The organism is Stenotrophomonas sp., assembly GCF_036662295.1.
Classification (GTDB): domain Bacteria; phylum Pseudomonadota; class Gammaproteobacteria; order Xanthomonadales; family Xanthomonadaceae; genus Stenotrophomonas.
In genome coordinates this window covers 1-22,717 of record NZ_JAVWXA010000046.1, presented here as the reverse complement: position 1 = coordinate 22,717, position 22,717 = coordinate 1, and the positions used below count along the sequence as shown (strand labels likewise).

The 22,717-nt window shown below is 70.4% G+C and carries 25 protein-coding genes; 12 read left to right on the top strand and 13 right to left on the bottom strand.

What is annotated here, in order from left to right:
• The first annotated feature begins 249 nt into the window (after positions 1 to 249).
• Complete coding sequence (locus tag RSA25_RS10890) at positions 250 to 1,350, top strand: HDOD domain-containing protein (protein WP_332808902.1); 1,101 nt, start codon at positions 250 to 252, stop codon at positions 1,348 to 1,350.
• Positions 1,351 to 1,385: 35 nt separating this feature from the next.
• Here RSA25_RS10890 and RSA25_RS10885 read toward each other — a convergent pair whose 3' ends face one another.
• From RSA25_RS10885 to RSA25_RS10875, 3 genes are all read right to left on the bottom strand, one after another.
• Entirely contained in the window at positions 1,386 to 2,966 is a 1,581-nt protein-coding gene (locus tag RSA25_RS10885; protein WP_332808901.1) for a phospholipase D family protein, read from the bottom strand.
• 14 nt (positions 2,967 to 2,980) lie between these two features.
• Positions 2,981 to 3,691, bottom strand: coding sequence for an rRNA pseudouridine synthase (locus RSA25_RS10880; protein WP_332808900.1), 711 nt, complete (start codon positions 3,689 to 3,691; stop codon positions 2,981 to 2,983).
• Positions 3,692 to 4,043: 352 nt separating this feature from the next.
• Positions 4,044 to 4,541 carry a M48 family metallopeptidase gene (locus RSA25_RS10875; protein ID WP_332808899.1) on the bottom strand — a complete coding sequence of 166 codons (498 nt, stop codon included), beginning with the start codon at positions 4,539 to 4,541 and terminating at the stop codon, positions 4,044 to 4,046.
• A gap of 74 nt (positions 4,542 to 4,615) precedes the next feature.
• Here RSA25_RS10875 and RSA25_RS10870 point away from each other — a divergent pair, with 74 nt between their 5' ends.
• Positions 4,616 to 5,167 carry a DUF2058 domain-containing protein gene (locus RSA25_RS10870; RefSeq protein ID WP_332808898.1) on the top strand — a complete coding sequence of 184 codons (552 nt, stop codon included), beginning with the start codon at positions 4,616 to 4,618 and terminating at the stop codon, positions 5,165 to 5,167.
• A 109-nt stretch (positions 5,168 to 5,276) separates the two neighbouring features.
• The gene (locus RSA25_RS10865) at positions 5,277 to 5,543 is read left to right on the top strand and encodes a DksA/TraR family C4-type zinc finger protein (RefSeq protein WP_332808897.1); all 267 of its coding nucleotides are present in this window, start codon (positions 5,277 to 5,279) and stop codon (positions 5,541 to 5,543) included.
• A 25-nt stretch (positions 5,544 to 5,568) separates the two neighbouring features.
• On the opposite strand, the gene RSA25_RS10860 is transcribed toward RSA25_RS10865, so the two are convergent.
• Positions 5,569 to 6,150 carry a mechanosensitive ion channel family protein gene (locus RSA25_RS10860; protein ID WP_332808896.1) on the bottom strand — a complete coding sequence of 194 codons (582 nt, stop codon included), beginning with the start codon at positions 6,148 to 6,150 and terminating at the stop codon, positions 5,569 to 5,571.
• Positions 6,151 to 6,229: 79 nt separating this feature from the next.
• Positions 6,230 to 6,412 carry a hypothetical protein gene (locus RSA25_RS10855; RefSeq protein WP_332808895.1) on the bottom strand — a complete coding sequence of 61 codons (183 nt, stop codon included), beginning with the start codon at positions 6,410 to 6,412 and terminating at the stop codon, positions 6,230 to 6,232.
• 136 nt (positions 6,413 to 6,548) lie between these two features.
• Here RSA25_RS10855 and RSA25_RS10850 point away from each other — a divergent pair, with 136 nt between their 5' ends.
• From RSA25_RS10850 to RSA25_RS10840, 3 genes are read left to right on the top strand one after another with little or no spacing between them, the layout of a single operon-like run.
• Positions 6,549 to 7,133: a sigma-70 family RNA polymerase sigma factor gene (locus RSA25_RS10850; RefSeq protein ID WP_332808894.1), complete on the top strand. Its 585-nt coding sequence runs from the start codon at positions 6,549 to 6,551 to the stop codon at positions 7,131 to 7,133.
• Complete coding sequence (locus RSA25_RS10845) at positions 7,130 to 7,684, top strand: hypothetical protein (RefSeq protein WP_332808893.1); 555 nt, start codon at positions 7,130 to 7,132, stop codon at positions 7,682 to 7,684. The genes RSA25_RS10850 and RSA25_RS10845 overlap by 4 nt, the downstream gene beginning before the upstream one ends.
• 15 nt (positions 7,685 to 7,699) lie before the next feature.
• Positions 7,700 to 8,578, top strand: coding sequence for a DUF4097 family beta strand repeat-containing protein (locus tag RSA25_RS10840; protein ID WP_332808892.1), 879 nt, complete (start codon positions 7,700 to 7,702; stop codon positions 8,576 to 8,578).
• A gap of 48 nt (positions 8,579 to 8,626) precedes the next feature.
• On the opposite strand, the gene RSA25_RS10835 is transcribed toward RSA25_RS10840, so the two are convergent.
• The 3 genes from RSA25_RS10835 to RSA25_RS10825 form a co-directional block, all read right to left on the bottom strand.
• Entirely contained in the window at positions 8,627 to 8,806 is a 180-nt protein-coding gene (locus tag RSA25_RS10835) for a hypothetical protein (RefSeq protein ID WP_332808891.1), read from the bottom strand.
• A gap of 11 nt (positions 8,807 to 8,817) precedes the next feature.
• A complete protein-coding gene (locus tag RSA25_RS10830) occupies positions 8,818 to 9,117 on the bottom strand; it encodes a YkgJ family cysteine cluster protein (protein ID WP_332808908.1) in 300 nt (99 codons plus the stop codon).
• An 816-nt stretch (positions 9,118 to 9,933) separates the two neighbouring features.
• The gene (locus RSA25_RS10825; protein WP_332808890.1) at positions 9,934 to 11,289 is read right to left on the bottom strand and encodes an Hsp70 family protein; all 1,356 of its coding nucleotides are present in this window, start codon (positions 11,287 to 11,289) and stop codon (positions 9,934 to 9,936) included.
• A gap of 117 nt (positions 11,290 to 11,406) precedes the next feature.
• Between RSA25_RS10825 and RSA25_RS10820 the strand changes: the two genes are divergently transcribed.
• The gene (locus tag RSA25_RS10820) at positions 11,407 to 11,742 is read left to right on the top strand and encodes a zinc ribbon domain-containing protein YjdM (protein ID WP_332808889.1); all 336 of its coding nucleotides are present in this window, start codon (positions 11,407 to 11,409) and stop codon (positions 11,740 to 11,742) included.
• A 6-nt stretch (positions 11,743 to 11,748) separates the two neighbouring features.
• On the opposite strand, the gene RSA25_RS10815 is transcribed toward RSA25_RS10820, so the two are convergent.
• Positions 11,749 to 12,906: a tetratricopeptide repeat protein gene (locus RSA25_RS10815; RefSeq protein ID WP_332808888.1), complete on the bottom strand. Its 1,158-nt coding sequence runs from the start codon at positions 12,904 to 12,906 to the stop codon at positions 11,749 to 11,751.
• 234 nt (positions 12,907 to 13,140) lie between these two features.
• Here RSA25_RS10815 and RSA25_RS10810 point away from each other — a divergent pair, with 234 nt between their 5' ends.
• The 4 genes from RSA25_RS10810 to RSA25_RS10795 all read left to right on the top strand — a co-directional run bounded on the left by RSA25_RS10810 (position 13,141) and on the right by RSA25_RS10795 (position 16,101).
• Complete coding sequence (locus tag RSA25_RS10810; RefSeq protein ID WP_332808887.1) at positions 13,141 to 13,740, top strand: hypothetical protein; 600 nt, start codon at positions 13,141 to 13,143, stop codon at positions 13,738 to 13,740.
• Between the two features lie 58 nt (positions 13,741 to 13,798).
• Complete coding sequence (locus RSA25_RS10805; RefSeq protein ID WP_332808886.1) at positions 13,799 to 13,981, top strand: oxidoreductase-like domain-containing protein; 183 nt, start codon at positions 13,799 to 13,801, stop codon at positions 13,979 to 13,981.
• A gap of 11 nt (positions 13,982 to 13,992) precedes the next feature.
• A complete protein-coding gene (locus tag RSA25_RS10800) occupies positions 13,993 to 14,637 on the top strand; it encodes a DUF998 domain-containing protein (protein ID WP_332808885.1) in 645 nt (214 codons plus the stop codon).
• 99 nt (positions 14,638 to 14,736) lie between these two features.
• Complete coding sequence (locus tag RSA25_RS10795; RefSeq protein WP_332808884.1) at positions 14,737 to 16,101, top strand: AcvB/VirJ family lysyl-phosphatidylglycerol hydrolase; 1,365 nt, start codon at positions 14,737 to 14,739, stop codon at positions 16,099 to 16,101.
• Positions 16,102 to 16,161: 60 nt separating this feature from the next.
• Here the strand turns inward: RSA25_RS10795 and mprF are convergent, their stop codons facing one another.
• Complete coding sequence (gene mprF, locus RSA25_RS10790; protein ID WP_332808883.1) at positions 16,162 to 18,720, bottom strand: bifunctional lysylphosphatidylglycerol flippase/synthetase MprF; 2,559 nt, start codon at positions 18,718 to 18,720, stop codon at positions 16,162 to 16,164.
• A 193-nt stretch (positions 18,721 to 18,913) separates the two neighbouring features.
• On the opposite strand from mprF, the gene RSA25_RS10785 reads away from it, so the two are divergent.
• Positions 18,914 to 19,261: a RidA family protein gene (locus RSA25_RS10785; protein WP_332808882.1), complete on the top strand. Its 348-nt coding sequence runs from the start codon at positions 18,914 to 18,916 to the stop codon at positions 19,259 to 19,261.
• 41 nt (positions 19,262 to 19,302) lie between these two features.
• Here the strand turns inward: RSA25_RS10785 and rnfB are convergent, their stop codons facing one another.
• The 3 genes from rnfB to metG form a co-directional block, all read right to left on the bottom strand.
• Positions 19,303 to 19,728, bottom strand: coding sequence for an Rnf electron transport complex subunit RnfB (gene rnfB / locus RSA25_RS10780; RefSeq protein ID WP_332808881.1), 426 nt, complete (start codon positions 19,726 to 19,728; stop codon positions 19,303 to 19,305).
• 26 nt (positions 19,729 to 19,754) lie between these two features.
• Positions 19,755 to 20,348 carry an HAD family hydrolase gene (locus RSA25_RS10775; RefSeq protein ID WP_332808880.1) on the bottom strand — a complete coding sequence of 198 codons (594 nt, stop codon included), beginning with the start codon at positions 20,346 to 20,348 and terminating at the stop codon, positions 19,755 to 19,757.
• A 61-nt stretch (positions 20,349 to 20,409) separates the two neighbouring features.
• The gene (gene metG / locus RSA25_RS10770; protein ID WP_332808879.1) at positions 20,410 to 22,488 is read right to left on the bottom strand and encodes a methionine--tRNA ligase; all 2,079 of its coding nucleotides are present in this window, start codon (positions 22,486 to 22,488) and stop codon (positions 20,410 to 20,412) included.
• Between the last annotated feature and the right edge of the window lie 229 nt (positions 22,489 to 22,717).

Sequence of the window (22,717 nt, the reverse complement as noted above, 5' to 3'; positions counted from 1 at the left end):
GCGACTTCGTCGGATCGGGTGACGGGTCGCGCGGCGCCATTCTAGTGCATTCCGCCGGAGGGTGGTGTCAGCGCCGCAGACCGGCCCCTGCCTGCCATCGAGCGGAGCGATCACGCATCGGATCATTAAAGTTGCTGAAGATGGCGCCGATGCCGTGGCAACGGTGCGCAGTACCAGCAATGCCAGGACGGACGACGTGGGTGCAGTGGCGAGAACAGGGGTGCGGGACAGGCGGGGGCGACAGCCTTGATGGCCTGGATGCTGATGGTGGGGGTGGGGGTCCTGCTGGCCGTTGCATTCGGCCTGGGCAGCGCACGCTGGCGTGCCGGCGCGCGCGCGCCCGTGGCGTCGCCGCGCGGGCGGGTGCCGGCCCGGCCGGATCGCGAGGCGCCCGCCACCCCGGGGGTGCCGGCCGACGACCTGCTGCCGGCCGGCCTGCACGCACTGGCGCTGGTTTCGCGCAGCGGTGATGCCGACCACGGCGGGGGCGCGAACGAGGCGGCCCTGCACGCGGCGGTGGTGACCACGCTGGAGCAGCGCGACTGGTCGGCCCGGCACCTGCCGCGCCGCCCGCAGCTGCTGCCACAGCTGATCCAGACCGTGAACGACAGCGACGCCTCCGCGCGCGCCATGGCGGCGATCATCGGCCAGGACCCGGTGTTGACCGGCAACCTGCTGCGCATCGCCAACAGCCCGGTGTACCGCCTGCAGGCCAAGCCGGTGGACACCCTGCAACGCGCGGTGACGCTGGTCGGCACCGAGGGCATCCGCCAGATCATCAGCGCGGTGCTGGTGCAGCCGGTGATGCAGATTCACTGCGCGGCCTTCCCGCAGTTCGGCACGGTGATCTGGGAGCACGCGCTGCTGGCCTCGCGCGCGGCCGCAGACCACGCGCGGCTGGTCACCCACGAGGATGCGTTTGCCGCGCAGTGGCTGGGGTTGACCCAGGGCCTGGGCGCGGCGCTGGTGATGCGCCAGCTGCTCGATGCGGCCGCCCACCAGGGCGCGGCGGCGCCCTCACGGGCGCTGGCCACCCAATTGCTGGACGCCTGGACGCTGCCGGTGGCCAGCCGGATCGCGGCGGCGTGGGAGTTGCCGCCCTTGGTACACCAGGCGCTGCTGCGCGACGGCGATGCCGCCGCGCCCGGTCTGTCGGCCAGCCTGCGCTTTGCCCGCGCCGCCGCCGCGGCCAGCGTGCTGTGCCGCCACGGCCGCATCGGCCAGGCCCAGGCACTGGCGATCCTGGAGCAGCAGCACGCCACGCCGGTGCACGCGCTGCAATGGATCTGGCGGCGCCTGCACGGGCGCGCGGTGGAAACCCTGGACGCCGACGACCCCGGCGATGACTGATCGGCCCTGGCCACGCGGGCATGGCCAGGCGTGCGCTACAGCTGCGACTCCAGCGGCAGCCAGCTGATCGCGCGTGCGCTGGCGCGCAACCAGAAGGACGTGTCAGGCTCGTGGTCGAGCAGGACCGGTGGCTGCGCGGCACCGTCCAGCCAGCGCACCTGTCCCTGCGCATCCAGGGTGACCCAGTAGCTCTGCTGCGGGGCGGCCAGGCGCAGGTACTCCGCGCGCAGTTGTGCGGCCAGGTGCGCATCGTCGAACAGCACGCCCATCTCGGTGTTGAGGTAGGCCGAGCGCGGGTCGAGGTTGAACGAGCCGACAAAGCCGCGCCGGTCATCGAGCACGAAGGCCTTGGTGTGCAGGCTGGCGCCGCTGCTGCCGAACAGGCCGCTGCCCCCCTCGCCGTGGCCGTGGGCCTTCAGCTCGTACAGGTGCACGCCGCTGCGCAGCAGCGGGGCGCGGTAGTGCATGTAGCCGCCATGCACGGCCGCCACGTCGTTGGCAGCCAGCGAATTGGTCACCACGCCCACGCTGGCGCCGCGCTGGACCATCGCGGCCATGCCGGCGGTGCCTTCCTGGCCCGGCACGAAGTACGGCGAGATCAGCAGGGCCTTGTGCCGGGTGGCCTGCAGCTCGCGCACCAGCCGGGTGACCAGCCAGCTCGCCGGGTCGTCGCGCCGGTGCTTCATCGGCGGGTCCGAGGCGATCTCCACGTTGGGCGACCAGTGCAGGGCCACCGCGTCGCGGTAATACGAGCGCGCCGACGGCGACTGGGCGACCCGGCGCAGGTAGGGCTGGGCGGCGTCCCGCGTGGCCTCGTGCGCCGATTCGCGCACCAGCAGGCGCAACTGCGCGGGCGTGTGGAAGGCCAGCGCCGAGATCGGCACGGCGGCGTCGCTGTTCCAGTACGCATCGAAGATGTCGTTGGCCTGCGCGACGGCCTTGCCGGCCACCAGCAGGTCCAGGTCGCGGAAGTTGACGTCCGGCCGGGCGCTGAAATATTCCTCGCCGATGTTGCGGCCGCCGACGATCGCCACGCGGCCATCGGCGATCCAGGCCTTGTTGTGCATGCGATGGTTGACGCTGAAAAAGCGCTGCACCATCTCCACCAGGCGCCACAGGCCATGGCGGTTGCGGAACGGGTTGTAGAGGCGGATCTCGATGTTGGGGTGCTCATCGAGCGCCATCATCAGCGCGTCCTTGTCCTGGGCATTCATGTCATCGAGCAGGATGCGCACGCGCACGCCGCGCTCGGCCGCCTGGTACAGCGACTGGGCCATGAGGTGCCCGATCAGGTCGTCCTGCCAGATGTAGTACTGCAGGTCCAGGCTGCGCCCGGCATGCGCGGTGACCACGGCGCGGGCGGCATAGGCATCCAGGCCCTCGGCGAGGAAGGCGACGCCGCTCTGGTCGGGGTGCTCGGCCTGCAGGCGCACCACCTCACGGTCGATGGGGGTCTGGTCCGGCTGCGGGGCCAGCACGGTGCTGCGCGGCCCCAGTGCCCGGGGCGTGAGGTGGTCGGCCAGCAGCAGGCCACTGAGGGTGAGCAGGGCCACGCAGGCCAGCACGATGGCCAGCCAGCGCAGGAGACGGCGCCACAGCGGTTGCTTCGCCGTCATGCGCCGATGCCGGCTCAGAAGCGTTCGTCGGGGGCGAGGTAGCGCCACTGGCCGGGGGCGAGCTTGCCCATGGCCACCCGGCCGATGCGCAGGCGGCGGACGCTGACCACGTCCAGGCCGACCTGGCGGCACATGTCGCGCAACTGGCCGGGCTGGACCGGCTTGATCGCAAAGCGCAGGCGGGTTTCGTTCTGCCAGCTGACCTTGCACGGCGGCAGCGGCCAGTTGCGGAAGCTGAGGCCGTGGGCGAGCCGCTTCATGCCGTAGGGCGCCAGTTCGCCACTGACTTCGACCAGGTACTCCTGTTCGAGGGTGGCGCCGCGGTCCTTGAGGTGGGAGAGCACGCGGCCGTCCTGGCTGATGACGATCATGCCGCTGTCTTCGGCGGCCAGCGGCATGGCCAGCTGCAGGGCATGGAAGTGGCGCTGCAGCAGGCTGACGCCGGTGGCGTCCAGTTCGCTGCGGCTGTCGGGGGTGACCATGGCGCAGAGCTGGTCGGCGGGGACGCCGGCGGGCTTGTGCAGGAGCATGCTGACCGTTTCGGCGCGGACGGCTTCGGCGTTGTCGCGCAGCACGATGGTCTGGTCGGCGACCAGGGTCTGGGGCTGTTCGACGATCTGGCCGTCAACGGTGACCCAGCCGCCCTCGATGTAGCGCTGGGCATCGCCGCGGGAGCAGCCGATGAGGCTGGCGAGGCGTTTGTCGAGTCGGATCGGGTCGGTCATGGGGGGCTACGGAAAGCGGGGTGCGGGCGGGGAGTGTACTGGGTGGGGGGAGATGGTGGGTTGAAGGACACGCTGCAAGTCCCGCTCCGCGGCCCGGCCCAGCCGCTGGCGGCTGTGCGTTCAGTCGCATGCGAGGCAGTGCCTCGCAAGCCATGCGCCTTCACCCTTGTAAGCTCCTTTTGCGCCATCCATGGCGCAAAACGGGTCCCGCCAACCCACCCGTGCCACGCCCTGACAGCGGGCCGGTGGCCTTGGAACCAGCGGACACGGCTGATGCTTCAGCCGGTCTGTTTAGCCGCTCTGTTCTGTTTAGCCGATCTGTCTAGCCACAGCTGTTTCAGCCGCCGTTGTTTCAGCCGCTGCTGCCGTCCAGGTGGGTGAGGTAGAGCCGCAGGTCGAATTCGAGCTGGTGGTAGTCCGCTTCCATGTGGGTGCAGAGCTGGTAGAAGGCCTTGTTGTGGTCCGATTCCTTCAGGTGCGCCAGTTCGTGGACGACGATCATTTTCAGGAAGGGGGCGGGTGCGTCGCGGAAGACGGTGGCGATGCGGATTTCGCGACTGGCCTTGAGCTTGCTGCCCTGGACGCGTGAGACGGTGGTGTGGGTGCCGAGGGCGTGCTTGAGGACCTGGAGGCGGCTGTCGTAGAGCACCTTGGACAGCGGCGCGGACTGGCGCAGGTAGCGCTCCTTCAGGCCCTGGGTGTAGTCGTAGAGCTGGCGGTCGTTGCGCACGGTGTGCAGGTCGGCGTAGCGGCGCTGCAGCCAGGGGCCCAGGCGATCGCCGTCGATCAGCTCGCGGACCTGCTGCTGCAGGGCCTCGGGGTAGCCGGCGAGGTATTTCAGGGCTGCCATGGGCGACGGTTGGGGCCGGGCGGGCGGACCAGTATGATGGCCCCGCAATCCCGCAACAAACATGATGCAAGGCAATGGCGAAGGCGAATCCGCTGCAGGAGCAGCTGCTCAAGGCTGGACTGGTGAAGAAGTCGCAGGTGTCCCAGGCGGCGCGTGAGCAGGTCAAGGCCCGTCACGGCAAGGCCCCGGTGGCGCCCAGCGAGAGCCAGCGCGAGGCCGAGCGGCTGCGCGCCGAGAAAGCTGAACGCGACCGCGGGCTGGAGGCCGAGCGCAAGCAGAAGGCACGGGCGCAGGAGCTGCAGGCCCAGGTGCGGCAGATCATCGAGACCCACAAGGTCAAGCGCGAAGGCGAGAGCGAATATCGCTTCAACGACGGCACGCTGATCCGCACGCTGCTGGTCAACGCCGCGCTGCGCCGCCAGCTGGCCAGCGGTGCGCTGGTGATCGCGCGCTACGGCGAGGGCTTCGAGCTGCTGCCACGGGCGGCGGCGGACAAGGTGATCGAGCGCGATGCGAGCGCGATCGTGCTGGACAACGCACGGCCCGGCACCGAGCCGAGCACCGGCAATGCCGAGGACGACGCCTATTACGCGCAGTTCCAGGTGCCCGACGACCTGGTCTGGTAAGTCCGGGCTGAAGCGTTCACGCGGCGTCCGCCGCGTTCAGGTGCGCGCCGGGTGGCGGCGCCGGGCCGGGTCTATGCTGACGGCCTGGCATTGGCATGGGAGCACCATCATGGCCACGGGGTGGGCAGGCGACGACGCGGTCCAGGAGCAGATCGACGCGACCGTGGACGAGGCGATCCAGCGCGCCCGCGCGCAGCTGGGGCAGGGGCCCGGATCGACCCATTGCGAACACTGCGATGCGCCCATTCCCGAGGCGCGGCGCAAGGCCGTGCCGGGCGTGCGCCTGTGCGTGCACTGCCAGGCGGCCGACGATGCCGTCGCGCAGGGCGGCAGCAGCTACAACCGGCGCGGCAGCAAGGACAGCCAGCTGCGCTAGCCGCCGGGGTGGCGCGCCACTGCGCTCAGCCGTCGCCCTGGATGCCGCCCGGGGCCTGTGCCGGATCGCGCCAGCGGCGCACGGTGCGCTGGAAGAACATGTTGTTGGGAATCTGCAGCACGGTGCCCTCGTGGCCGCCGTCGGTTTCCTGCAGGGTGGTGTAGATCAGGTTCACGTCGATCACCCGGCCCTTGAGTCCGGGCTTCTCGCCGTTTTCCAGCAGCTCGATGTAGTCGTGCAGGCGGAACGGACGCGTGGTGAAGATCAGCAGCGTGCAGAAGATGTTGGAGAGCACGCTCCAGGCGGCGAAGAAGGCCACCGCGCCGACCGCGGCAAACCCGGTGAAGGCCGTCCACAACACGGTGGCCGAGGTGCCGAAGATCTTGAGCACCACCAGCAGCACGGTGAAATACACCACGAAGGTGAAGACCCGGCGCGCGCCCATGATCATTTCCGGCGGCAGCGTGTAGTGCTCGCCGACGCGGCGGATCAGGCGCCGGGCGATCAGGCGCAACAGCCAGGCCGCCAGCAGGGTGAGCAGGATCTGCAGGGCCGGCACCCCGTACTGCAGCCAATCGTGGGTCCAGGTGGGCAGGTGGTCTTTCATGCGAAGCGCGGATCCTTGCAGCGATAGTGCGATAAACGCCTATCTTAATGCGCTGGCCGCGCGCGCTGGTCAACGCCGCTCAGAACAGCGGGTGCGCCGCCAGCCGCTGGATCAGGGCCGACAGGCACAGCGGTGCATGCCCGGCCACCTGCACGCAGACCTCCGCGCGCGGTGCGATCGTGACATGCAACGTGAGCGGGCTGCCCGGCAAGGTGCAACCGCCGATCAACGCCAGCAGCAGGGCGAGGCAACGGGAGGGCATGGCGGGTTCCTTGGCATGGGCCGGTCAGGGAGGCATTGGTTGGATGCGCCGGGTGGCTGGAAGGTTTAGAGGCGGCAGCGGGCAGGTCGGCGCGGGCCGGTTTAAACCTTTTCGCGGCGGCCTGCATCCAACGGATATGCTCAACGCCACCATGCCAGCCCCCCGCACCCCGACCGAGGCCGACGCCCTCGATGACCACGCCCTGGTGCGTGCGGCGGTGGGCGGTGACATGCAGGCCTACGAGCGCCTCTACCGCCGTCATTCGCCGCGCCTGTACGCCGTGTTGTGGCGGCTGTGCGGTGGCCAGGCGGCGCGTGCGGAGGATGCGTTGCAGGAAGCGTTCCTGCAGGCCTGGAAGGCGCTGCCGGGGTTCCGGTTCGACAGCAGCCTGGGCACCTGGCTGCACCGGCTGGGGGTGAACGCGGCGCTGATGGAACTGCGCGCCAATGCCACCTGGCAGGCATGCGACGCCGGCGAGGAAGGCAGGGAGCACGTGGCCACGCTGGCCGCGCACGAGCGCTGCGCCGGCACCGCGCTGGACCTGGAGCGCGCGCTGGACACCCTGCCGCCGCGCGCCCGCGCCGTGCTGGTGCTGCACGATATCGAAGGCTGGAAACACCAGGAAATCGCCGACCAGCTGCAGATGGCGGTTGGCAGTTCGAAGGCTCAGTTGCACCGTGCGCGTGGTCTGTTGCGCGCGCGGTTGGGAGAAACCGCATGAACAACGATACCGACCACCCGCTGCACGATCCGGACGCGGCCGCGCTGCAGGCACGCCTGCGCGCGCTGCCCGCCGAACGGGTGCCGCCGGCGCGGGTCTGGCAGGCGATCGCCGCGCAGTTGCCGGCGATGCCGCAGCCGCTGGGCGACGCACCACGCGCCATGGCCGATGCGCCACGGCCGGTGGCGGTGATCGCACCGCGCCGGCGCTGGCCGTTGCACGTGGGGCTGGGCCTGGCGGCGGCCGTGGGGCTGCTGATGGTGGTGCCCCTGCCGGTGCCGCAGACGCCGCCACCGACGCTGGTGCAGCGCCAGGCCGATGCGCTGGCGATGGAGTACCAGCACGCCATGGCCGCGTTGCCGGCCACGCCGGTCGGCGGCGACTGGCAGCCGGCGCTGCAGGAACTGGATACCAGTGCCGCGCACATCCGCGCCGCGCTCGCCGAGAACCCGCGCTCGCGCGTGCTGCTGTCGCAGTTGCAGCGCACCTACGCGCTGCGTCTTGAACTTACCCAGCAGGCGGTGATGGCCGCCGCTGGCCTGCCATCCTGAAGGAGGAGTTGCACCATGCACACATCATTGCGTCTGATCACGGTCCTGGGCCTGTTGCTGCCACTGGCGGCCCATGCGGCCACCGTGGTGAACGAGCGCGCGCCGCTGGGCGCGGGCGGCCGGGTGGAGGTGAGCAACATCGCCGGCAAGGTGACCGTGCGCGGCTGGGATCGCAACGAGGTCGCGTTGACCGGCTCGATGGCCGATGGGCTTACGCTGAAGCAGGACCGCAGCACCAACCGGGTGCGCTGGGAGGTGGTGTATCCGCGCACCGGCAGCCGTGGCGGGGCAACGCTGGAGCTGCGGGTGCCGCGTGCGGTGGAGGTGCAGCTGGGCACGGTGAGTGCGGACATCGACGTGGCGGAGGTGGACGTGCGCCGGCTGCAGGCCAATGCGGTGAGTGGCAGCATCATCGCCGCCGGGCGCAGCGGCGAAGCGGCCCTGACCACGGTGAGCGGGGGCATCCGGTCGCAGGTGCAGGCACCGCGATTGGACCTGCGCGCGGTGAGTGGGTCGATCCAGGCGACGGGCGGGTCGGGCGAGGTGGCGGCCGAGACGGTGTCGGGCAGCATCAAGCTGGACGCGGGCCGGGTGCAGCGGCTGGGCGCCGAAGCGGTGTCGGGCAGCCTGACGGTGGCGGCGACGGGGCTGGCACCGGGAGGCAAGGTGACGCTGGAGACGGTGAGCGGTTCGATCGGGCTGCAGCTGCCGCGCGCGGTGTCGGCGCAGTTGCGGGTGAAGACCTTCAGCGGCGACATCCAGTCCGATGCGGGGACGGTGGAGCGGCCGCGTTACGGGCCGGGCCGCAGCCTGGAGGCGAAACTGGGAAGCGGCGATGGCGACATCGCGATCAACGCACACTCGGGCAACGTGCGGGTGGGGCTGGGGCGTTGAGTGCGGCCACCGCACCGGCGCAATGCCGGTGCGGACGGCTGCAGGTCATCAGCTGGCTTTCTTCAGTGCAAGGGTGTTGCCGAGCACTTCGATCTTGCCACCACTCTTGCGGAACGCGGCCAGGTCGGCTGCGAGGCTGGCGCTGTTGACGGCCGTGCTGGAACCCTGCTTACGGTCAACGCGAACGGTGTTGCCTGCCTTGGGGGAGGTCTTTGGCGTACGGGCCATGGATGCTCCTGTCATGGTTGAAGCGTGGAAAAAATCGTCGACAGCTCGTGCTGTTGCCGACGGTAGTCCTGCCGCACGTGGCGGCAGTCATCGCCGCCCATGTCAAACTGGCGGCAGATGGCGGGACGCTGCGCATAGATGGTGCAGCGCAGGTGGTAAGGGTCGATGGCGGCGCACCAGCCTTCGTCGTTGCGGGCCATGACGGTGCGGCCGGCTTCGTCGGTATCCAGGAGGTAGCCGGGGACGCGATCACTGGGCATGACGGTGACCGACATCCGGCAACAGACGGCGTCACAACGGCGGCAGTCGATGGGGTCGGGTTCGGCAACGCTGTCGGGGGCTGGTACAACCAGGCGTTCGCCCAATTGAATCTCTCTTGGCGGCTCAGGGACTACACGCTGGGGTACGAGCCGGATCACAGCGTAAAAGCGATCCCGGCGCCCGGGACGGATCCGAAGGCGGCAGCATCGAGGAGGACGGTGGCCTGTACCAGGCCCGGAGGACATGCGCATTGCGCACTGAAGCCGAAAGATGATAGCGCTTTCGGCGTAACGTTTTGTTAATACGACCGCCTCGGACGGCCCTGAGCCTTGTGGGGCTTGGGTTTCGGCGTGGTCGGCCTGCCCCTTATCTGGGGGTGGGGACGCGAAAACCAAGGCTTTCCTGGCCGGGAGGGGCGGGCCTTTGGCGGCGTTCTCCACGGCTGGGCGTGGCGTGGGTGGGGTGGCGGGACTCGCCGCGAACCCGCACACCCCCACCCGCGACAGTTGGTCGGTGGCTCTCAGGAAAGCAGTGGCCGCAGCCCTGGTTGGTGGTCGGTGGTCGTTGGGAACAACGGTGGCTGTGGGAAGCCGGCCAGCGGCCGGCACTACCGGGCTTTCGGTGCGCACCCCCGCCCGTGCCCGCCCCAAGCGACGAGGCATGCACGCGCGTGCTTCAGCAAAGCCTTACCCCGCAGATGGGCGAAGAACCTCTTTTTGCGCCATCCATGCCGCAAAACGGTCCCGCAAGCTCACCCACGCCACACGCCTGACAGCAGGTCGGCGCGCATGGGAGGGGCCTTTCAAGCCGATTTGCCGTGGCTGCCGACCCGCGTTATCCCGGCGGGCGCCTTGCCCCCGCGCGGGTCAGGCGGCCGCTGCCCAGGCCAGGCCGTGGACCACGCCGAAGGAGGGGTTGCCGCGGACCAGGGTAGCGCCCGGGAAGGCGGCGGCGACGGCGTCCTGCAGGTAGCCGGCGCGCGACATGCCGCCGGTAAGGAACACGGCGGCCGGGTCGTGGCCGATGTCGGCGCGGACCTGCTCCAGCAGGGCGGTGAGTTCCGCCAGGTAGTGGCCGGCGGCGGCTTCCAGGCGTGCGCGGTCGACCTGGACGGCCAGGTCGCGTTCGATGAAGTCCAGGGCGCTGGCGTGCCCGGCCTCGCTGCTGAGGCCGATCTTGCAGCGCTCCACTTCACGGTACAGGCGCGCGGTGTTGCCGGTGTCCTGCAGGGCCTGCATGCGCTTGCCCCACGGTGCCTCGGCGTCGCGGTAGTTGTGCTGGCGGAAGTCGCGCTGGCGGGTCATGTCCTGCACCATCGCCGCTTCCACGTAGTGGTGGGCGGGGATGCGGCTGAGGCCGCGGCCGAACAGCGGCATGTAGGCGCCCAGGCTCAAGGCCAGGTCGATGTCGGTACCGCCGCGGGCGATACCCCAGGCGCGGTGGATCCTGGGGGCATGCGCGCCGCCGACGCGGGCGTGCGCGATGTCGGTGGTGCCGCCGCCGATGTCCACCACGATGGCTTCGTGTTCCTGCGCGCTCTGGGCGTGGTAATGCATGGCCGCCGCCGCCGGTTCTTCCAGGAAGTCGACGTCGTCGAAGCCGGCCGCGATCGCGGCGGTGTGCAGGATCTCCAGCGCCTGGTCGTTGCCGGCCGCGCCGATCGAGCTGCGGAACTGCACCGGGCGGCCGAGCGTGGCCGTGCGCACCGGCTGGTCGAGCTGGCGCGAGGCGGTCAGGCGGATGTGTTCCAGGATGTGCGTGGCGATGCCGGTGATGGTCTGGCGCGCGCGCGGGTGCAGGTTGTAGCCGAGCATCGACTTGGGGCTCTGCACCAGGTTGCCTTCGTTCTCTTCGAAGTAGGCCTCCAGTGCGTCATCGCCGTACACCGCGTTCTGCAGCAGTTTGGTGGAGCTGAGCGGGGCGCGCATCTGCTCCTCCATCCACTGCCGGCGCACCACGCGCAGCGCTTCGCGGCGCAGGGCATCGGGCGCGCGTTCCTGGCCGGCCGCGCGCGCGTCGCGGGCGGCGGCGTCGACCAGGCGGGCCAGCTCGTGTTCCAGCGCCGGGGTCAGCTCGAAGTCGTTGGGGTCGCGCATCACCTCCGGGAAATACACCGTGGTGCGGAACTGCTCGGCCTGGCCGAACTGGATCGGCACCACCGCGCCGTCCACCACCGCGGCGGCGGCGGAGTTGCTGGTGCCAAAGTCGATGCCGATTTTCATGCGGGGCCAGGGCGAAGGTCGGGGGGCGCGCACTTTGCGGCAAGCGGGCGGGCGGTGCAAGGGCCGAAGGGGAGGGGGGTTACAATGGGGGTTGTTCAGTTTCCCCAAGGCGTCACCATGTCCACCGTTCCTGCCTGTCCGCAATGCACCCTTGAAAATACCTACGCCGACGGCGCGCTGTGGATCTGCGCCGACTGCGGCCATGAGTGGACCAGCGCCGAGGCCAGCGGCCCGGGCGTGGTGGTGCGCGACAGCAACGGCAACGTGCTGGCCGGCGGCGACACGGTCACGGTGATCAAGGACCTGAAGGTGAAGGGCTCCTCGATCCCGCTCAAGCAGGGCACGGTGATCCGCAACATCCGCCTGGTGGAAGACGATGCCGAGCACATCGAAGGCAACTCGGACAAGATCAAGGGGCTGGTGCTGAAGACCTGCTTCCTCAAGAAGGCCTGAGCCGGCTCAGTTGATGCCGGCGGCGTGCTGGCGCCAGCGCGCCAGGCTGTCCAGCTTGGCCTGGTAACGGGCCTTGAGGGCCGCGCCGGTGTCGCCGGCCAGGTCGCGGGCGCGGGCCATCTCGCGCGAGGCACGGCGGTTGTCGCCGGCCAGGAAGTAGACCCGGGCCAGCCCGAAATGGAACTGGTGCGCGCTGTCGTACAGGCGCACCGCCTGCCGGTAGTAGCGGATCGCCGCGGCATAGTCGTGGCGCTGCTCGGCCTGGTTGCCCAGCCGGAACTGCGCGAACGGATCGTCCCGCTGCACCTGCTGCAGGCGTTTGGCCAGCAGGGCGGCCTGGCGGCTGTCGCCGAGCCGGCGGTACAGCGCGGCGGCGTTGGTCAGACTGGCCGCGTTGCGGGGCTTGAGCTGCAGGGCGATGCGGTAATCGTGCTCGGCCTGGGCCAGGTTGCCGCTGCGCGCATCGAGCACGCCCAGGTTGTTCCAGCCCGAGACGAACGCCGGGTCCTGCGCCAGCGCGGCCTGCAGGTAGGCGCGGGCCTGCACCGGATCGCCGTCGGTCAGGTGCATGGCCCCGCGGTTGTTGTAGAAATGCGCCAGCGCGCGTTGCTCGCTCACCGGTTGCGGGCCGTAGCGGTCGTAGAGCACGTTGCGGTCCAGGTCGACCACCGCCATCCGCCCGCGGAAATTCACCCCCGCATTGACGTGGCCCACGTTGTAGATCACGCCTTCGTCCTCGTACCACGTCACCACCTGCGCCACTTCCTGCACGCGCGCGTCGATCCCGGCCGCCCGCGCCAGGGTGACAAACAGCAGGGTGAAGGAGAGGCAGTTGGCGCGCCGGTTCTCCCAGGTTTCGGTGAGGGTCTGGGTGGCGTAGGGGTCATAGCGCAGGCCCATGCCGTCGTCGTCGAAGATCAGGTGCACCAGGCGCTCCACGCGCTGCTCGCGACCGTAGCCCGGGGCGATCACCCGCTGCTGCAACAACGCCTGCAAGGGCGCGGGAATGGCCAGGATCTGCGCGGGGCTGGGCGGTGCGGCCGGGGCGGGTGCGGCGGCCTGGATCGGCGTCGGGGCAGGCACAGGGGCGTCGTCGAGCGGGCGGGCCAGCGCCATCGCCGGCACCAGCAGGGCCAGCAGCCACGGGATTCTGCAGACGGACATCGTGCTCTCCTCGCCGGGGACGACCGTACCCGGCGCCAGTCTAGGCCGGTGCCGGGCCGCCGGGCCGCCGCTTGTCGGCCCGATCGGCCATCCACAACGCGTGTGGACCACCGCTTGGCAAACCTGTGGATAAGCGCGTGGACACGCCGCGTGCCAAGGGCGGCGGCGTGCTGGTCAAAAAACTGCCATGGCGCGGCCCTTGCCAGCGCGCCGTTGCCCGGCCACTGTGGCGGCATGCGCTTTGATCCCGTTTCCCTGCCGCCGGCGATGCAGGCCGACCTTGAAGCCGCCTACGCGATGCCGCCGCGGGCGTACCACAACTTCGCCCACGTGCAGGCGGTGCTGCAGCACTGCCAGGCGGTGGCCGAGGGGCCGGGCTGGCAGCAGCCGCGCGAGGTGCAGCTGGCCGCGCTGTACCACGATGCGATCTACGAGGCCGGGCGCAGCGACAACGAGGCCCGTTCGGCGGCGCTGGCACGGCAGGCGATCGAGCAGGGGCTGCCGCAGACCGGCATCGACGTGGACCGGGTGGTCGCGCTGATCGCGCTGACCGCCCGCCATGGCGCGCTGTCGGCGGCGGACATCGATGCCGAGGCGGCCCTGTTCCTGGATTGCGACATGGCGATCCTGGGCGCGCCGGCGGCGGTGTTCGACGCCTATGACCAGGGCATCGCCGAGGAATATGCCGGGCATGTGCCGGGCTTCCTGTTCCGCCTCAACCGGCGGCGCTTCCTCAAGCAGCTGCTGCTGAAGCCGCGCATCTTCCTCAGTGACTTCTTCCACCAGCGGCTGGACCGCGCCGCACGCGCCAACCTGCGCCGCCGCATTGGATAATGGGCGCCCGCCGAGGCCGTTGCCGGCTGCCGGCGTCCCCGACCGATCCTGCCTGCCCATGCCCGAGTTTGTTGCCCTGCCATCCGATCCCCGCCCGCTGCCGCCGGAAGAGCCGGGGCCCAACGAGTGCTGCGGCAGCGGCTGCCCGCTGTGCGTGCTGGACCTGTACAGCGAGGAGCTGCAGCGCTACCGGGCCGCGCTGGCGGCCTGGCGGCTGCGCCATCCCGATGCCGATCACTGAGCGGGTCGCCGATGCGCCTCCACACCGATCTGCGTGATTCCCCGCGCGCGCAGGGCGCCATCGCCCTGGTCGCCATCGTCGCGCTGCTGGTGTTCAGCGCCACCGCGCTGTGGACCCAATGGGCGCGGCCGGACCTGGACTGGGTGCAGGCCACGCTGAGCCTGTACCTGCATGGGCCGTGGGGGTTGGCGCTGCGCAGCGCGTATTGCGTGCTGGCGCTGGCGATCATGCTGCTGGCCTGGTCGCTGCATGCCGGCAGCCGCTCGCCGCGCCGCAGCAGCGCGGCGCCGCTGCTGTTCTGCGTGGCCGGCAGCGGGTTGATGGGCGTGGCGATCGGCGACAGCTGGCTGCCCGGCTACGCGCCATTGCTGGCCCCGCTGGTGCATGGCGTGTCGGCCAACACCGCCTTCCTGTGCGTGAGCGTGGCGATGCTGCTGCAGAGCTGGTATCTGCGCGCCGATCCGCCGTGGTCGCGCTGGGCCGGCCTGGCCTGGGGCTGGGCCTGGTTGTGCTTCGTGCTGCTGTGGCTGCACGTGCTGTGGCGCGGGCCGCCGCGCGGTGCCGGGCAGAAACTGGTGATCGCCGCGGTGGTGCTGTGGCTGCTGGCGGTGGCCGTGCACGCCTGGCGGCAGTCGCGCCGGGCCGGCGCACGCTGACCAACCCGGCGCGCGCGGCGTGCGTGCGGCCAGCCTGTGTACATGCCCTTGCGCGGCGACCGGCGTATCGTGGCGGAGACTCTTTCGGGATACGGGACGATGCGGGCAGCCGGGCGGGAAAAGGTGCTGGGAAAGGTGCTGGGGCTGGTGATCGGGGGCTGGGCGTCGGTGGCGGTGGCAACCCCGGGCGCGACTCCGCAGGCGGTGAGCCATGGCCGCTTCCAGCAGGTGCCGGTGTACCTGCCGGATGGCCATGCGCAGCGGGTGGTGGTGTGGTTCGACGGCGGTCGTGAGCCGGCGCGCACTGCCGAGCGCATCGACGGCCTGCGTGCCAACGGTGCGCTGGTGGCGCGCGTGGACGTGGCGCGGCTGCACCAGGTGCTGGCCCGCGAAGGCAGCGGCAGCTGCGCGTTCGGCGCGGGCGACGTGGAGAACTTCTCGCGCTGGTTCCAGGCATTCCTGCACGTGCCGGGCTACCACCTGCCGCTGATCGGCGGTGACGGCGAAGGCGCCGAGCTGGCGTACGCCGTGGCCGCGCAGGCCGATACCCAGGTGTTCGCCGGCCTGCTCACCACCGGCTTCTGCCCCGACCATGCGCGCGAGCGCCAGGTCTGCGGGGCCGGTGCGAGCCATGGCCGGTTGCAGCCCACCGAGTTGAATTTCCCGTGGCTGGATGCGGCCGGCGGCAGCCACTGCACGGCCGGCAATGCGGCGGCGTTCGTGCGCAAGGTGGCGATGGGGCGCCAGTTCCAGCGCACCGGCAGCGGCGATGAGCTGCCCGGGCTGCTGGCCGCCGCCGAGGTGATCGGTGCGCAGAAGGGCGTGGCACTGGCACCGCCGCCGGATGCGCTCAAGGGCCTGCCGGTGGTCGAGGTGGAGGCGGGCAAGCCGGGCGATACGTTCGCGATCTTCGTGTCCGGCGATGGCGGCTGGGCCGGCCTGGACAAGGAAGTGGCGGCCGCGCTGGCCGAGAACGGGGTGCCGGTGGTGGGCGTGGACTCGCTGCGCTACTTCTGGACCGCGCGCACGCCCGACGGCTTCGCGCGCGATCTGGAGCGCATCGCCGCGCACTACCGTCAGCAGTGGCAGCGCAAGCGGGTGGTGCTGGTCGGGTTCTCGCAGGGGGCCGACGTGCTGCCGGCGGCGATCAACCAGCTGTCACCGGCGGTGCGCGACAGCGTGGCGATGATCGGGTTGATGTCGGTGGGCAAGAACGCCGATTACGAGTTCCATGTCAGCAACTGGCTGGGGGGGGGCGGCGGCGGGTTGCCGATCGCGCCGGAGATCGCCCGCCTGCCGAGCGGCAAGACGCTGTGCCTGTATGGCGAGGACGACGCGGACGCGCTGTGCCCGTCGCTGCCGGCTGGCAACGCGCAGGTGATCAAGCTGCCGGGCGACCACCATTTCAAGGGCGACTACGACCGCCTGGCGCAGACGCTGCTGGCGCATCTTCCCGCGCGGTAGGGTCGGCAGCCGACCCGCGGTCGGCATTGCCGGGGGGCGGCTGACGACTCGCGGTCGGCACTACCGGTTCGGGTCGAGCGAGATCAGGCGCGTGGCATCCAGCAGCGCGGCGGGCAGGTGCACGCCGCCGGGCGCGGCCAGGTAGCGGGCGCGCCAGTGCGGGGCGAACTTGGACTTGAAGCGGCGCAGGCCGCTGAAGCCGTAGAAGCGCTCGCCATGGCGGGCCACGATGTTCGCAAAGCGGTTCCAGCGCCCGGCCAGGCGGTGCTGGGCCAGGCCGGACAGCGGCGCCATGCCCAGCGAGAAGCGATGGAAGTCGTGGGCGCGGCCCCACAGGAAGAGTTCGATGAACAGGAAATCCATGGTGCCCTTGGGCGCATCGTCCACGTGCCGCATCAGGTCCACCGACAGTTCATGCCCGGCCGGGGCCTGCCACAGGTTGGCGAAGGCCACGATGCGGCCCTCGGCCTCGACCAGCGCCACCGGGAAGCGCGCCAGGTAGGCCGGATCGAAACTGCCCAGCGAAAAACCCTTTTCATCGCCGGCCTTGTCGTCCAGCCATTGCTGGGAGATCGCGGCCAACACCGGCAGCAGCGCCGGCACCTCCTCCGGCGGGGCCACGCGGAAACTCAGGCCGCCGCGCTTGCCGCGATTCCAGGCCTGGCGCAGGTCGGCGCGCTCGCGCCCCTCCAGCCCGAAATCCTGCAGCGGCACCATGGCCTCCTCGCCGAGCTTGACCAGGGTCAGGCCCAGGTCGAGGTAGGTCTGCCAGTACGCTTCGCCGACCTGGTAGAACACCGGGCGCAGCCCGAGCCGGTCGGCTTCCTCGCGGAAGCGCCAGATCAAGGCGCGCCCCACCTCGGGCGGGCCGACCGGATCGCCCATGGCGATCAGCGAGCCGCCGTAGCGCTGCATCATCACAAACCCGCGGTGCTCGGCATCCTGCAGCACGGCCTTGTCGGCGGTCAGCACCAGGCAGGCCTGGGTGTCCTGGGCGGCGGCCAGGATCGGCGCCAGCGCGTCCAGGGTGGATGCATCGGCCGGCGGCAGCGGGCTGCGCGTGCTGTGCAGCAGGCGCGCCAGGCCGAAGATGGTCAGTGCGATGGCCACCACCAGCACCGCACGCAGCGCACGCGGTGCATTGCCCTGCAGCGCGAACTGCCACCACAGTTCGTTCTGGTATTCCACGTGGCTGTAGACGAAGAACAGCAGCCAGATGACCGCCACCAGCACCAGCCCCAGGTTGCGGATCCACGGCCACGACCAGGCCTCGTCCAGCAGGGCGCCCTGGCGGTAGAACTCGCGGCGCGATGCCCACAGCGCCATGGCCACCAGCAGCGCCGACAGCGCGATCAGCACCTGCCCGCCGCGCAGCCAGATCGGCAGCGGGGCGATCACGCAGATGCCCAGCGCCAGCATCCAGGCCGCGTGGCTGCGCCGCTGCAGGCCCTGGCCGATCAGCAGCAGCGCCACGCCGGCCAGGCTGCCGAGCAGGTGCGAGGTTTCCAGGATCGGCAGCGAGGCGTTGAGCAGGTGCCGGCGCGGCGTGGGCAGGGTGCCGTCGATCACCAGCGCGGCGCCCACGCTGAACACCGCCAGCGCGATGATCTGCGGCAGCCACGGGCGCAGCGTGGTCCAGCCGGCGCGCGTGGCGCCCGCACCCACCCGCAACGGCTTGCGCAGGGCCGGGCCCAGCGCCAGCAGCGTGGCCAGCAGCAGTGGCAGCACGTAGTAGGTGACCCGGTAGATCAGCGCGGCGGCCAGCACCGCTGCCGGCGCCACCTGCGGCAACAGCTTGAGCAGGCTCCACTCGAACACGCCCAGCCCGGCCGGCACGCTGGAGATCAAGCCGGCCAGCACCGCCACCAGGTACAGGCCGACGAAACCGGGCAGGCCGGTCGGCGTCTCCATCGGCAGCAGCACGTAGAACGCGGCACTGGCCAGCACCAGCTCGACCACGCTCAACGCAGTGACCCCGAGCATGGTGCGACGGTCGGGCAACCACAGCGCGTGGCCACGGATATGGAAGGTGCGCCCCTGCCGCCCCACCAGCACCAGCGTGCCGAGGTAGCCGAGCAGCCCGATGATGCCGAACCCGCGCACTGCCTGCACCGACACCGGCAGCGCCAGCGCGGCCGCGCCCGGTTCAAGCAGGAAGGCCAGGGCCAGCAGCAGCCACGCGCCGAACACGAAGCCGAGCGTGCTCATCAGCACCACCTGGCCGATCTCGCCCAGGCTCAGGCCGGCGCCACCGTAACCGCGCAGGCGCACCGCACCGCCGGTGAGCGCGGCAAAGCCCAGTGTCTGCCCCAGCGTGTGGGCGAGGAAGGCAGTGATCCCCACGCGGGCCGGATGCAACTGCTTGCCGCTGCGGCGCAGGCCGATCGCATCGAAGCCGATCAGGCACGCATAGCTGGCCAGGCCGAGCACCACGGTGAGCGCGATCTGGCCCGTGCCCAAGTGGCGGAACGCGTCGCGGATGGCGCGGTAGCCGTGTTCGTCGAATTCGCTGGCCAGCCCGCGCAAGGCCAGGGCCAGGATCGCCAGGCTGAAGAGGACGGTGGCGGCGCGTCGCCAGGCCAGGCGGCCCGGGGCCGGCGCAGGGGTTGTTTCGGTCATCGGTACAGCGTGCTCCGGGGCAGGCGATGAAAGGGTCAAGGTGGGCGATGCAGGCCCGCGCGCGCATCGTGCGCCGGATGCAGCGCGTTGCCAAGGCCGCGCGCTGTGCCCGTCGTGGCCTTGTCGCGCGGCGGCGAGGGCAGTCTCACGCCGCATCGGCGACAATGGCCCATCACCCAGAGGAGCCATCGCCATGTTGGAACGTTTCGACGTAGGTCCGCGCATGTCCGAGATGACCGTGCACAACAAGGTCGCCTACCTGTCCGGGCAGATCCCCGAAGACACCAGCCAGGACATCACCGGGCAGACCCGCCAGGTGCTGGCCGAGATCGACAAGCTGCTGGCGCTGGTGGCCAGTGACCGCCAGCACGTGCTGCGCGCGGAAGTGTTCCTGGCCGACATCAACGACTTCGCCGGCATGAACGCGGCGTGGGACGAATGGGTGGTGGCCGGCATGACCCCGGCACGGGCGACGGTGGAAGCCAAGCTGGCCGATCCCAGCTGGAAGGTGGAGATCGTGGTGACCGCGGCCCTGCCGTAAGCCTGTGCGTGCGACCGGTAGCTGCCACGCATGGCGTGGCACTACCGGCCCGGCGCGGCGACCAGGTCGATGCAGTCCACCGGGCACGGCGGCATGCAGAGCCCGCAGCCGGTGCACAGGTCGGCCAGGACGGTGTGCATGTACTTGGCGCCGCCCACGATCGCATCCACCGGGCAGGCCTGGATGCATTTGGTGCAGCCGATGCAGTCGGCTTCGATGACCACGGCCACCTGGGCGAGCGCATGTTCGCCGCGCTGCCGGTCGTAGGGCACCGCGGCCACGCCCAGCACATGCGCCAGCGCGCGTGCGCCGGCATCGCCGCCAGGCGGGCAGTGGTCCACGCCCGCCTCGCCGCGGGCCATGGCCTCGGCATACGGACGGCAGCCGTCGAAGCCGCACTGGCCACACTGGGTCTGCGGCAACAGGCGGTCCAGGCGTTCGATCAGGGGCGGGGGAGCGGTGGGCATGCGTGGCGTCGGCTGCGCGGGGGACTTCATTTCTTGAGCGGTTTGCCGCGATACCAGCGGTCATGGGCGAGGGCGAGCATGGGCCGGTCTTCGCGGCTGTCGCCGTAGGCGTGGATGCGCTGGTAGCGTGACAGGTCGTAGCGTTGGCGGATGTGGTCGGCCTTGTGCGGGGCGCAGTCGCCGTCGGCATAGCGCCCGGTCAGGCGCCCATCCCGGCTTTCCAGGCGGTTGCAGATCAGGCCCAGGCCGAGCGCATCGCACCACGGCCGCAGGTACAGGTCCAGCGAACCGGACACGATCACCACGGTATGGCGCTGCTGCAGGTGCCAGCGGATCTGTTCGAGCATCTGCGGGCGCACCACCTCGGGCAGCACGTCGCGGGCGTAGCCGGCGGCCAGGGTGCCGATGTCCTCGGCATGGCGGTTGCTGAAGGTGAGGCGGGTGACGCGCGCGCGGATGCGCGCGGCCGAGATCAGCTTGAGCCGGTAGGCCAGCAGCCACGGGCCGACCTTCCACCAGGCCTGGGCCAGCTGTTCGGGCGTGGCCACGCGGCGCAGGAAGCGGCCGTAGGTATCGCAGGTGGTGACCGTGTGGTCGAAATCGAACAGCGCCAGTTCCATACCGCCCCTTCTTCCGTGCAGGCCCGCAGGACGGGGCGGACCGGCCGCCCCACCGCCACGATCAGCGTACCGGCATGCCGGGCAGGGCGCTGCTGTCGGCGTCCAGCAGGGCCAGCGCGCCGCCATCGAAACCGGCAGAGAGGATCATGCCCTCGCTCAGGCCGAAGCGCATCTTGCGCGGGGCCAGGTTGGCGATGAAGACCACGCTGCGGCCGACCAGCTTTTCCGGTTCGCCGTAGCTGGCGCGGATGCCGGAGAAGATCTGGCGCGTGCCGAGGTCGCCGGCATCCAGTTCGAAGCGCAGCAGCTTGTCCGAGCCGTCCACGAATTCGCAGGCCAGCACCTTGCCGATGCGCAGGTCGAGCTTGGCGAAGTCGTCGATGCCGATGTAGGCCGGGCCGTCGGTGGCCGCCGCTGCCGCTGCCGGTGCCGGGGCAGGCGCCGGCTTGGCGGGCTTGGCCGGGGCGGCAGGTGCGGCAGGTGCGGCGGCGAGGGTGTCCTTGGAGGCGTCGGTCATGGCGTCGATCATTTTCGGGTCGATTCGGGTGAACAGCGGGGCGTACACGGCGATGGTGTGCGCGGTGAGCGGGCGGGCGATGTCGGTCCAGTCCTGCACCGGTGCGACCAGGAAGGCCTCGGCCTGGGCGGCGGTGGCCGGCAGGATCGGCTTGAGCGCGGTGACCAGCACGCGGAACAGGTTCAGGCCCTGGGTGCAGACCGACTGCAGCTGCGCGTCGGCGCCGTCCTGCTTGGCGATCACCCACGGCTTCTGGTCGTCGATGTAGCGGTTGGCTTCATCGGCCAGGGTCATGGTCAGGCGCACGGCGGCGGCCGGGTCGTTGCGCTCGTACGCCTCGCGGATCGGGGCGAGGGCGGCGACGAAGCGGTCGTACTGGGCCGCATCGGGCAGCGCGTCGGCCAGGCGGCCGTCGAAGCGCTTGCTGATGAAGCCGGCGCAGCGGCTGGCCAGGTTGACGAACTTGCCGACCAGATCGGCGTTGACGCGCGCGATGAAGTCACCCAGGTTGAGGTCGAGGTCTTCCACGCCACCGCCGGATTTGGCGGCGAAGTAGTAGCGCAGCGCTTCGGCTTCCAGGCCGACATCGAGGTAGGTGCGGGCCATCACGAAGGTGCCGCGCGACTTGGACATCTTGGCGCCATCGACCATGAGGTAGCCGTTGACGTGCAGGCGGGTGGGCGCGCGGTGGCCGGTGCCGTGCAGGACCGCCGGCCAGAACAGGCCGTGGAAGTTGACGATGTCCTTGCCGATGAAATGGTGCAGCTCGGTGTGGGTGCCGGCGCGCAGGTGGGCGTCGAAGTCTTCGCCGGTCTTCTCGCACAGGGTCTTGAAGCTGGACAGGTAGCCGATCGGCGCGTCCAGCCAGACGTAGAAGTACTTGCCGGGCTGGCCGGGGATCTCGAAGCCGAAATACGGCGCGTCGCGGGAGATGTCCCAGGCGCGCAGGCCGCCCTCGGCGTTGAGCCATTCGCCCAGCTTGGCCTTGACCCCGGGCAGGGCGACGTCGCCGGCCAGCCACTCGCGCAGGAAGGCGTCGAAGTGGCCCACTTCGAAGAAGAAATGCTCCGAGTCGCGCATTTCCGGGGTGGCCCCGGAGATCACCGAGCGCGGGTCCTTGAGCTCGGTGGGGGCGTAGGTGGCGCCGCACACTTCGCAGTTGTCGCCGTACTGGTCCGGGCTGCTGCAGACCGGGCAGATACCCTTGATGTAGCGGTCGGGCAGGAACATGCCCTTGGCGGGGTCGTAGAACTGGGCGACCGAGCGGCGCGCGATGTGGCCTTCGGCCTCGAGCTTGAGGTAGAAGGCTTCGGTGAGGGCCTTGTTGGCGGCCGAATTGGTGGAGTCGTAGTGGTCGAAGGCCACGCCGAAGGCGGCGAAGTCGCGCTCGTGGCCGGCCTGGATGTTGGCGATGAAGGCTTCCGGGGTCACGCCGGCCTTTTCGGCGGCCAGCATGATGGGGGTGCCATGGGTGTCATCGGCGCAGACGAACCAGGTCTTGCCGCCGCTCATTCGCCGCGCGCGCACCCAGATGTCAGCCTGGATGTAGCCGACCAGGTGGCCCAGGTGAAGCGGGCCGTTGGCGTAGGGCAGGGCGGTGGTGACAAGAGCGGTGCGGGTCATGGGGAGCGTTGTTGCCAGGGGAATGCGGGATTATCGCATGGCTGGGTTGGTGGGGGTTTTTGGGCCGGGGTGCCTGGTTGGAAGCAAGGTCAAGAGCCACTTCAAAAGCGGCGCCGCGGGGGAGTCGGGCCGGGTCGGTGGGGGTGGTGTGCAGGGACACGCTGAAAATACGTCCTTGCGCGTGTGTAAAGGGTGGGTTGAGGGGGAAATGTGAAGGGGCGGGAATGCA

Bases quoted from the DNA above. Each gene is read 5' to 3' on its own strand.
- RSA25_RS10775 (WP_332808880.1), bottom strand. From the start codon at position 20,348: ATGGAACTGGCGCTGTTCGATTTCGACCACACGGTCACCACCTGCGAT.
- metG (WP_332808879.1), bottom strand. From the start codon at position 22,488: ATGACCCGCACCGCTCTTGTCACCACCGCCCTGCCCTACGCCAACGGC.
- RSA25_RS10885 (WP_332808901.1), bottom strand. From the start codon at position 2,966: ATGACGGCGAAGCAACCGCTGTGGCGCCGTCTCCTGCGCTGGCTGGCC.
- RSA25_RS10860 (WP_332808896.1), bottom strand. From the start codon at position 6,150: ATGAAAGACCACCTGCCCACCTGGACCCACGATTGGCTGCAGTACGGG.
- RSA25_RS10870 (WP_332808898.1), top strand. From the start codon at position 4,616: ATGGCGAAGGCGAATCCGCTGCAGGAGCAGCTGCTCAAGGCTGGACTG.
- RSA25_RS10875 (WP_332808899.1), bottom strand. From the start codon at position 4,541: ATGGCAGCCCTGAAATACCTCGCCGGCTACCCCGAGGCCCTGCAGCAG.
- RSA25_RS10840 (WP_332808892.1), top strand. From the start codon at position 7,700: ATGCACACATCATTGCGTCTGATCACGGTCCTGGGCCTGTTGCTGCCA.
- RSA25_RS10890 (WP_332808902.1), top strand. From the start codon at position 250: ATGGCCTGGATGCTGATGGTGGGGGTGGGGGTCCTGCTGGCCGTTGCA.
- RSA25_RS10835 (WP_332808891.1), bottom strand. From the start codon at position 8,806: ATGGCCCGTACGCCAAAGACCTCCCCCAAGGCAGGCAACACCGTTCGC.
- RSA25_RS10855 (WP_332808895.1), bottom strand. From the start codon at position 6,412: ATGCCCTCCCGTTGCCTCGCCCTGCTGCTGGCGTTGATCGGCGGTTGC.
- rnfB (WP_332808881.1), bottom strand. From the start codon at position 19,728: ATGCCCACCGCTCCCCCGCCCCTGATCGAACGCCTGGACCGCCTGTTG.
- RSA25_RS10805 (WP_332808886.1), top strand. From the start codon at position 13,799: ATGCCCGAGTTTGTTGCCCTGCCATCCGATCCCCGCCCGCTGCCGCCG.
- RSA25_RS10795 (WP_332808884.1), top strand. From the start codon at position 14,737: ATGCGGGCAGCCGGGCGGGAAAAGGTGCTGGGAAAGGTGCTGGGGCTG.
- RSA25_RS10810 (WP_332808887.1), top strand. From the start codon at position 13,141: ATGCGCTTTGATCCCGTTTCCCTGCCGCCGGCGATGCAGGCCGACCTT.
- RSA25_RS10820 (WP_332808889.1), top strand. From the start codon at position 11,407: ATGTCCACCGTTCCTGCCTGTCCGCAATGCACCCTTGAAAATACCTAC.
- RSA25_RS10800 (WP_332808885.1), top strand. From the start codon at position 13,993: ATGCGCCTCCACACCGATCTGCGTGATTCCCCGCGCGCGCAGGGCGCC.
- RSA25_RS10880 (WP_332808900.1), bottom strand. From the start codon at position 3,691: ATGACCGACCCGATCCGACTCGACAAACGCCTCGCCAGCCTCATCGGC.
- RSA25_RS10825 (WP_332808890.1), bottom strand. From the start codon at position 11,289: ATGAAAATCGGCATCGACTTTGGCACCAGCAACTCCGCCGCCGCCGCG.
- RSA25_RS10815 (WP_332808888.1), bottom strand. From the start codon at position 12,906: ATGTCCGTCTGCAGAATCCCGTGGCTGCTGGCCCTGCTGGTGCCGGCG.
- RSA25_RS10865 (WP_332808897.1), top strand. From the start codon at position 5,277: ATGGCCACGGGGTGGGCAGGCGACGACGCGGTCCAGGAGCAGATCGAC.
- RSA25_RS10785 (WP_332808882.1), top strand. From the start codon at position 18,914: ATGTTGGAACGTTTCGACGTAGGTCCGCGCATGTCCGAGATGACCGTG.
- mprF (WP_332808883.1), bottom strand. From the start codon at position 18,720: ATGACCGAAACAACCCCTGCGCCGGCCCCGGGCCGCCTGGCCTGGCGA.
- RSA25_RS10845 (WP_332808893.1), top strand. From the start codon at position 7,130: ATGAACAACGATACCGACCACCCGCTGCACGATCCGGACGCGGCCGCG.
- RSA25_RS10850 (WP_332808894.1), top strand. From the start codon at position 6,549: ATGCTCAACGCCACCATGCCAGCCCCCCGCACCCCGACCGAGGCCGAC.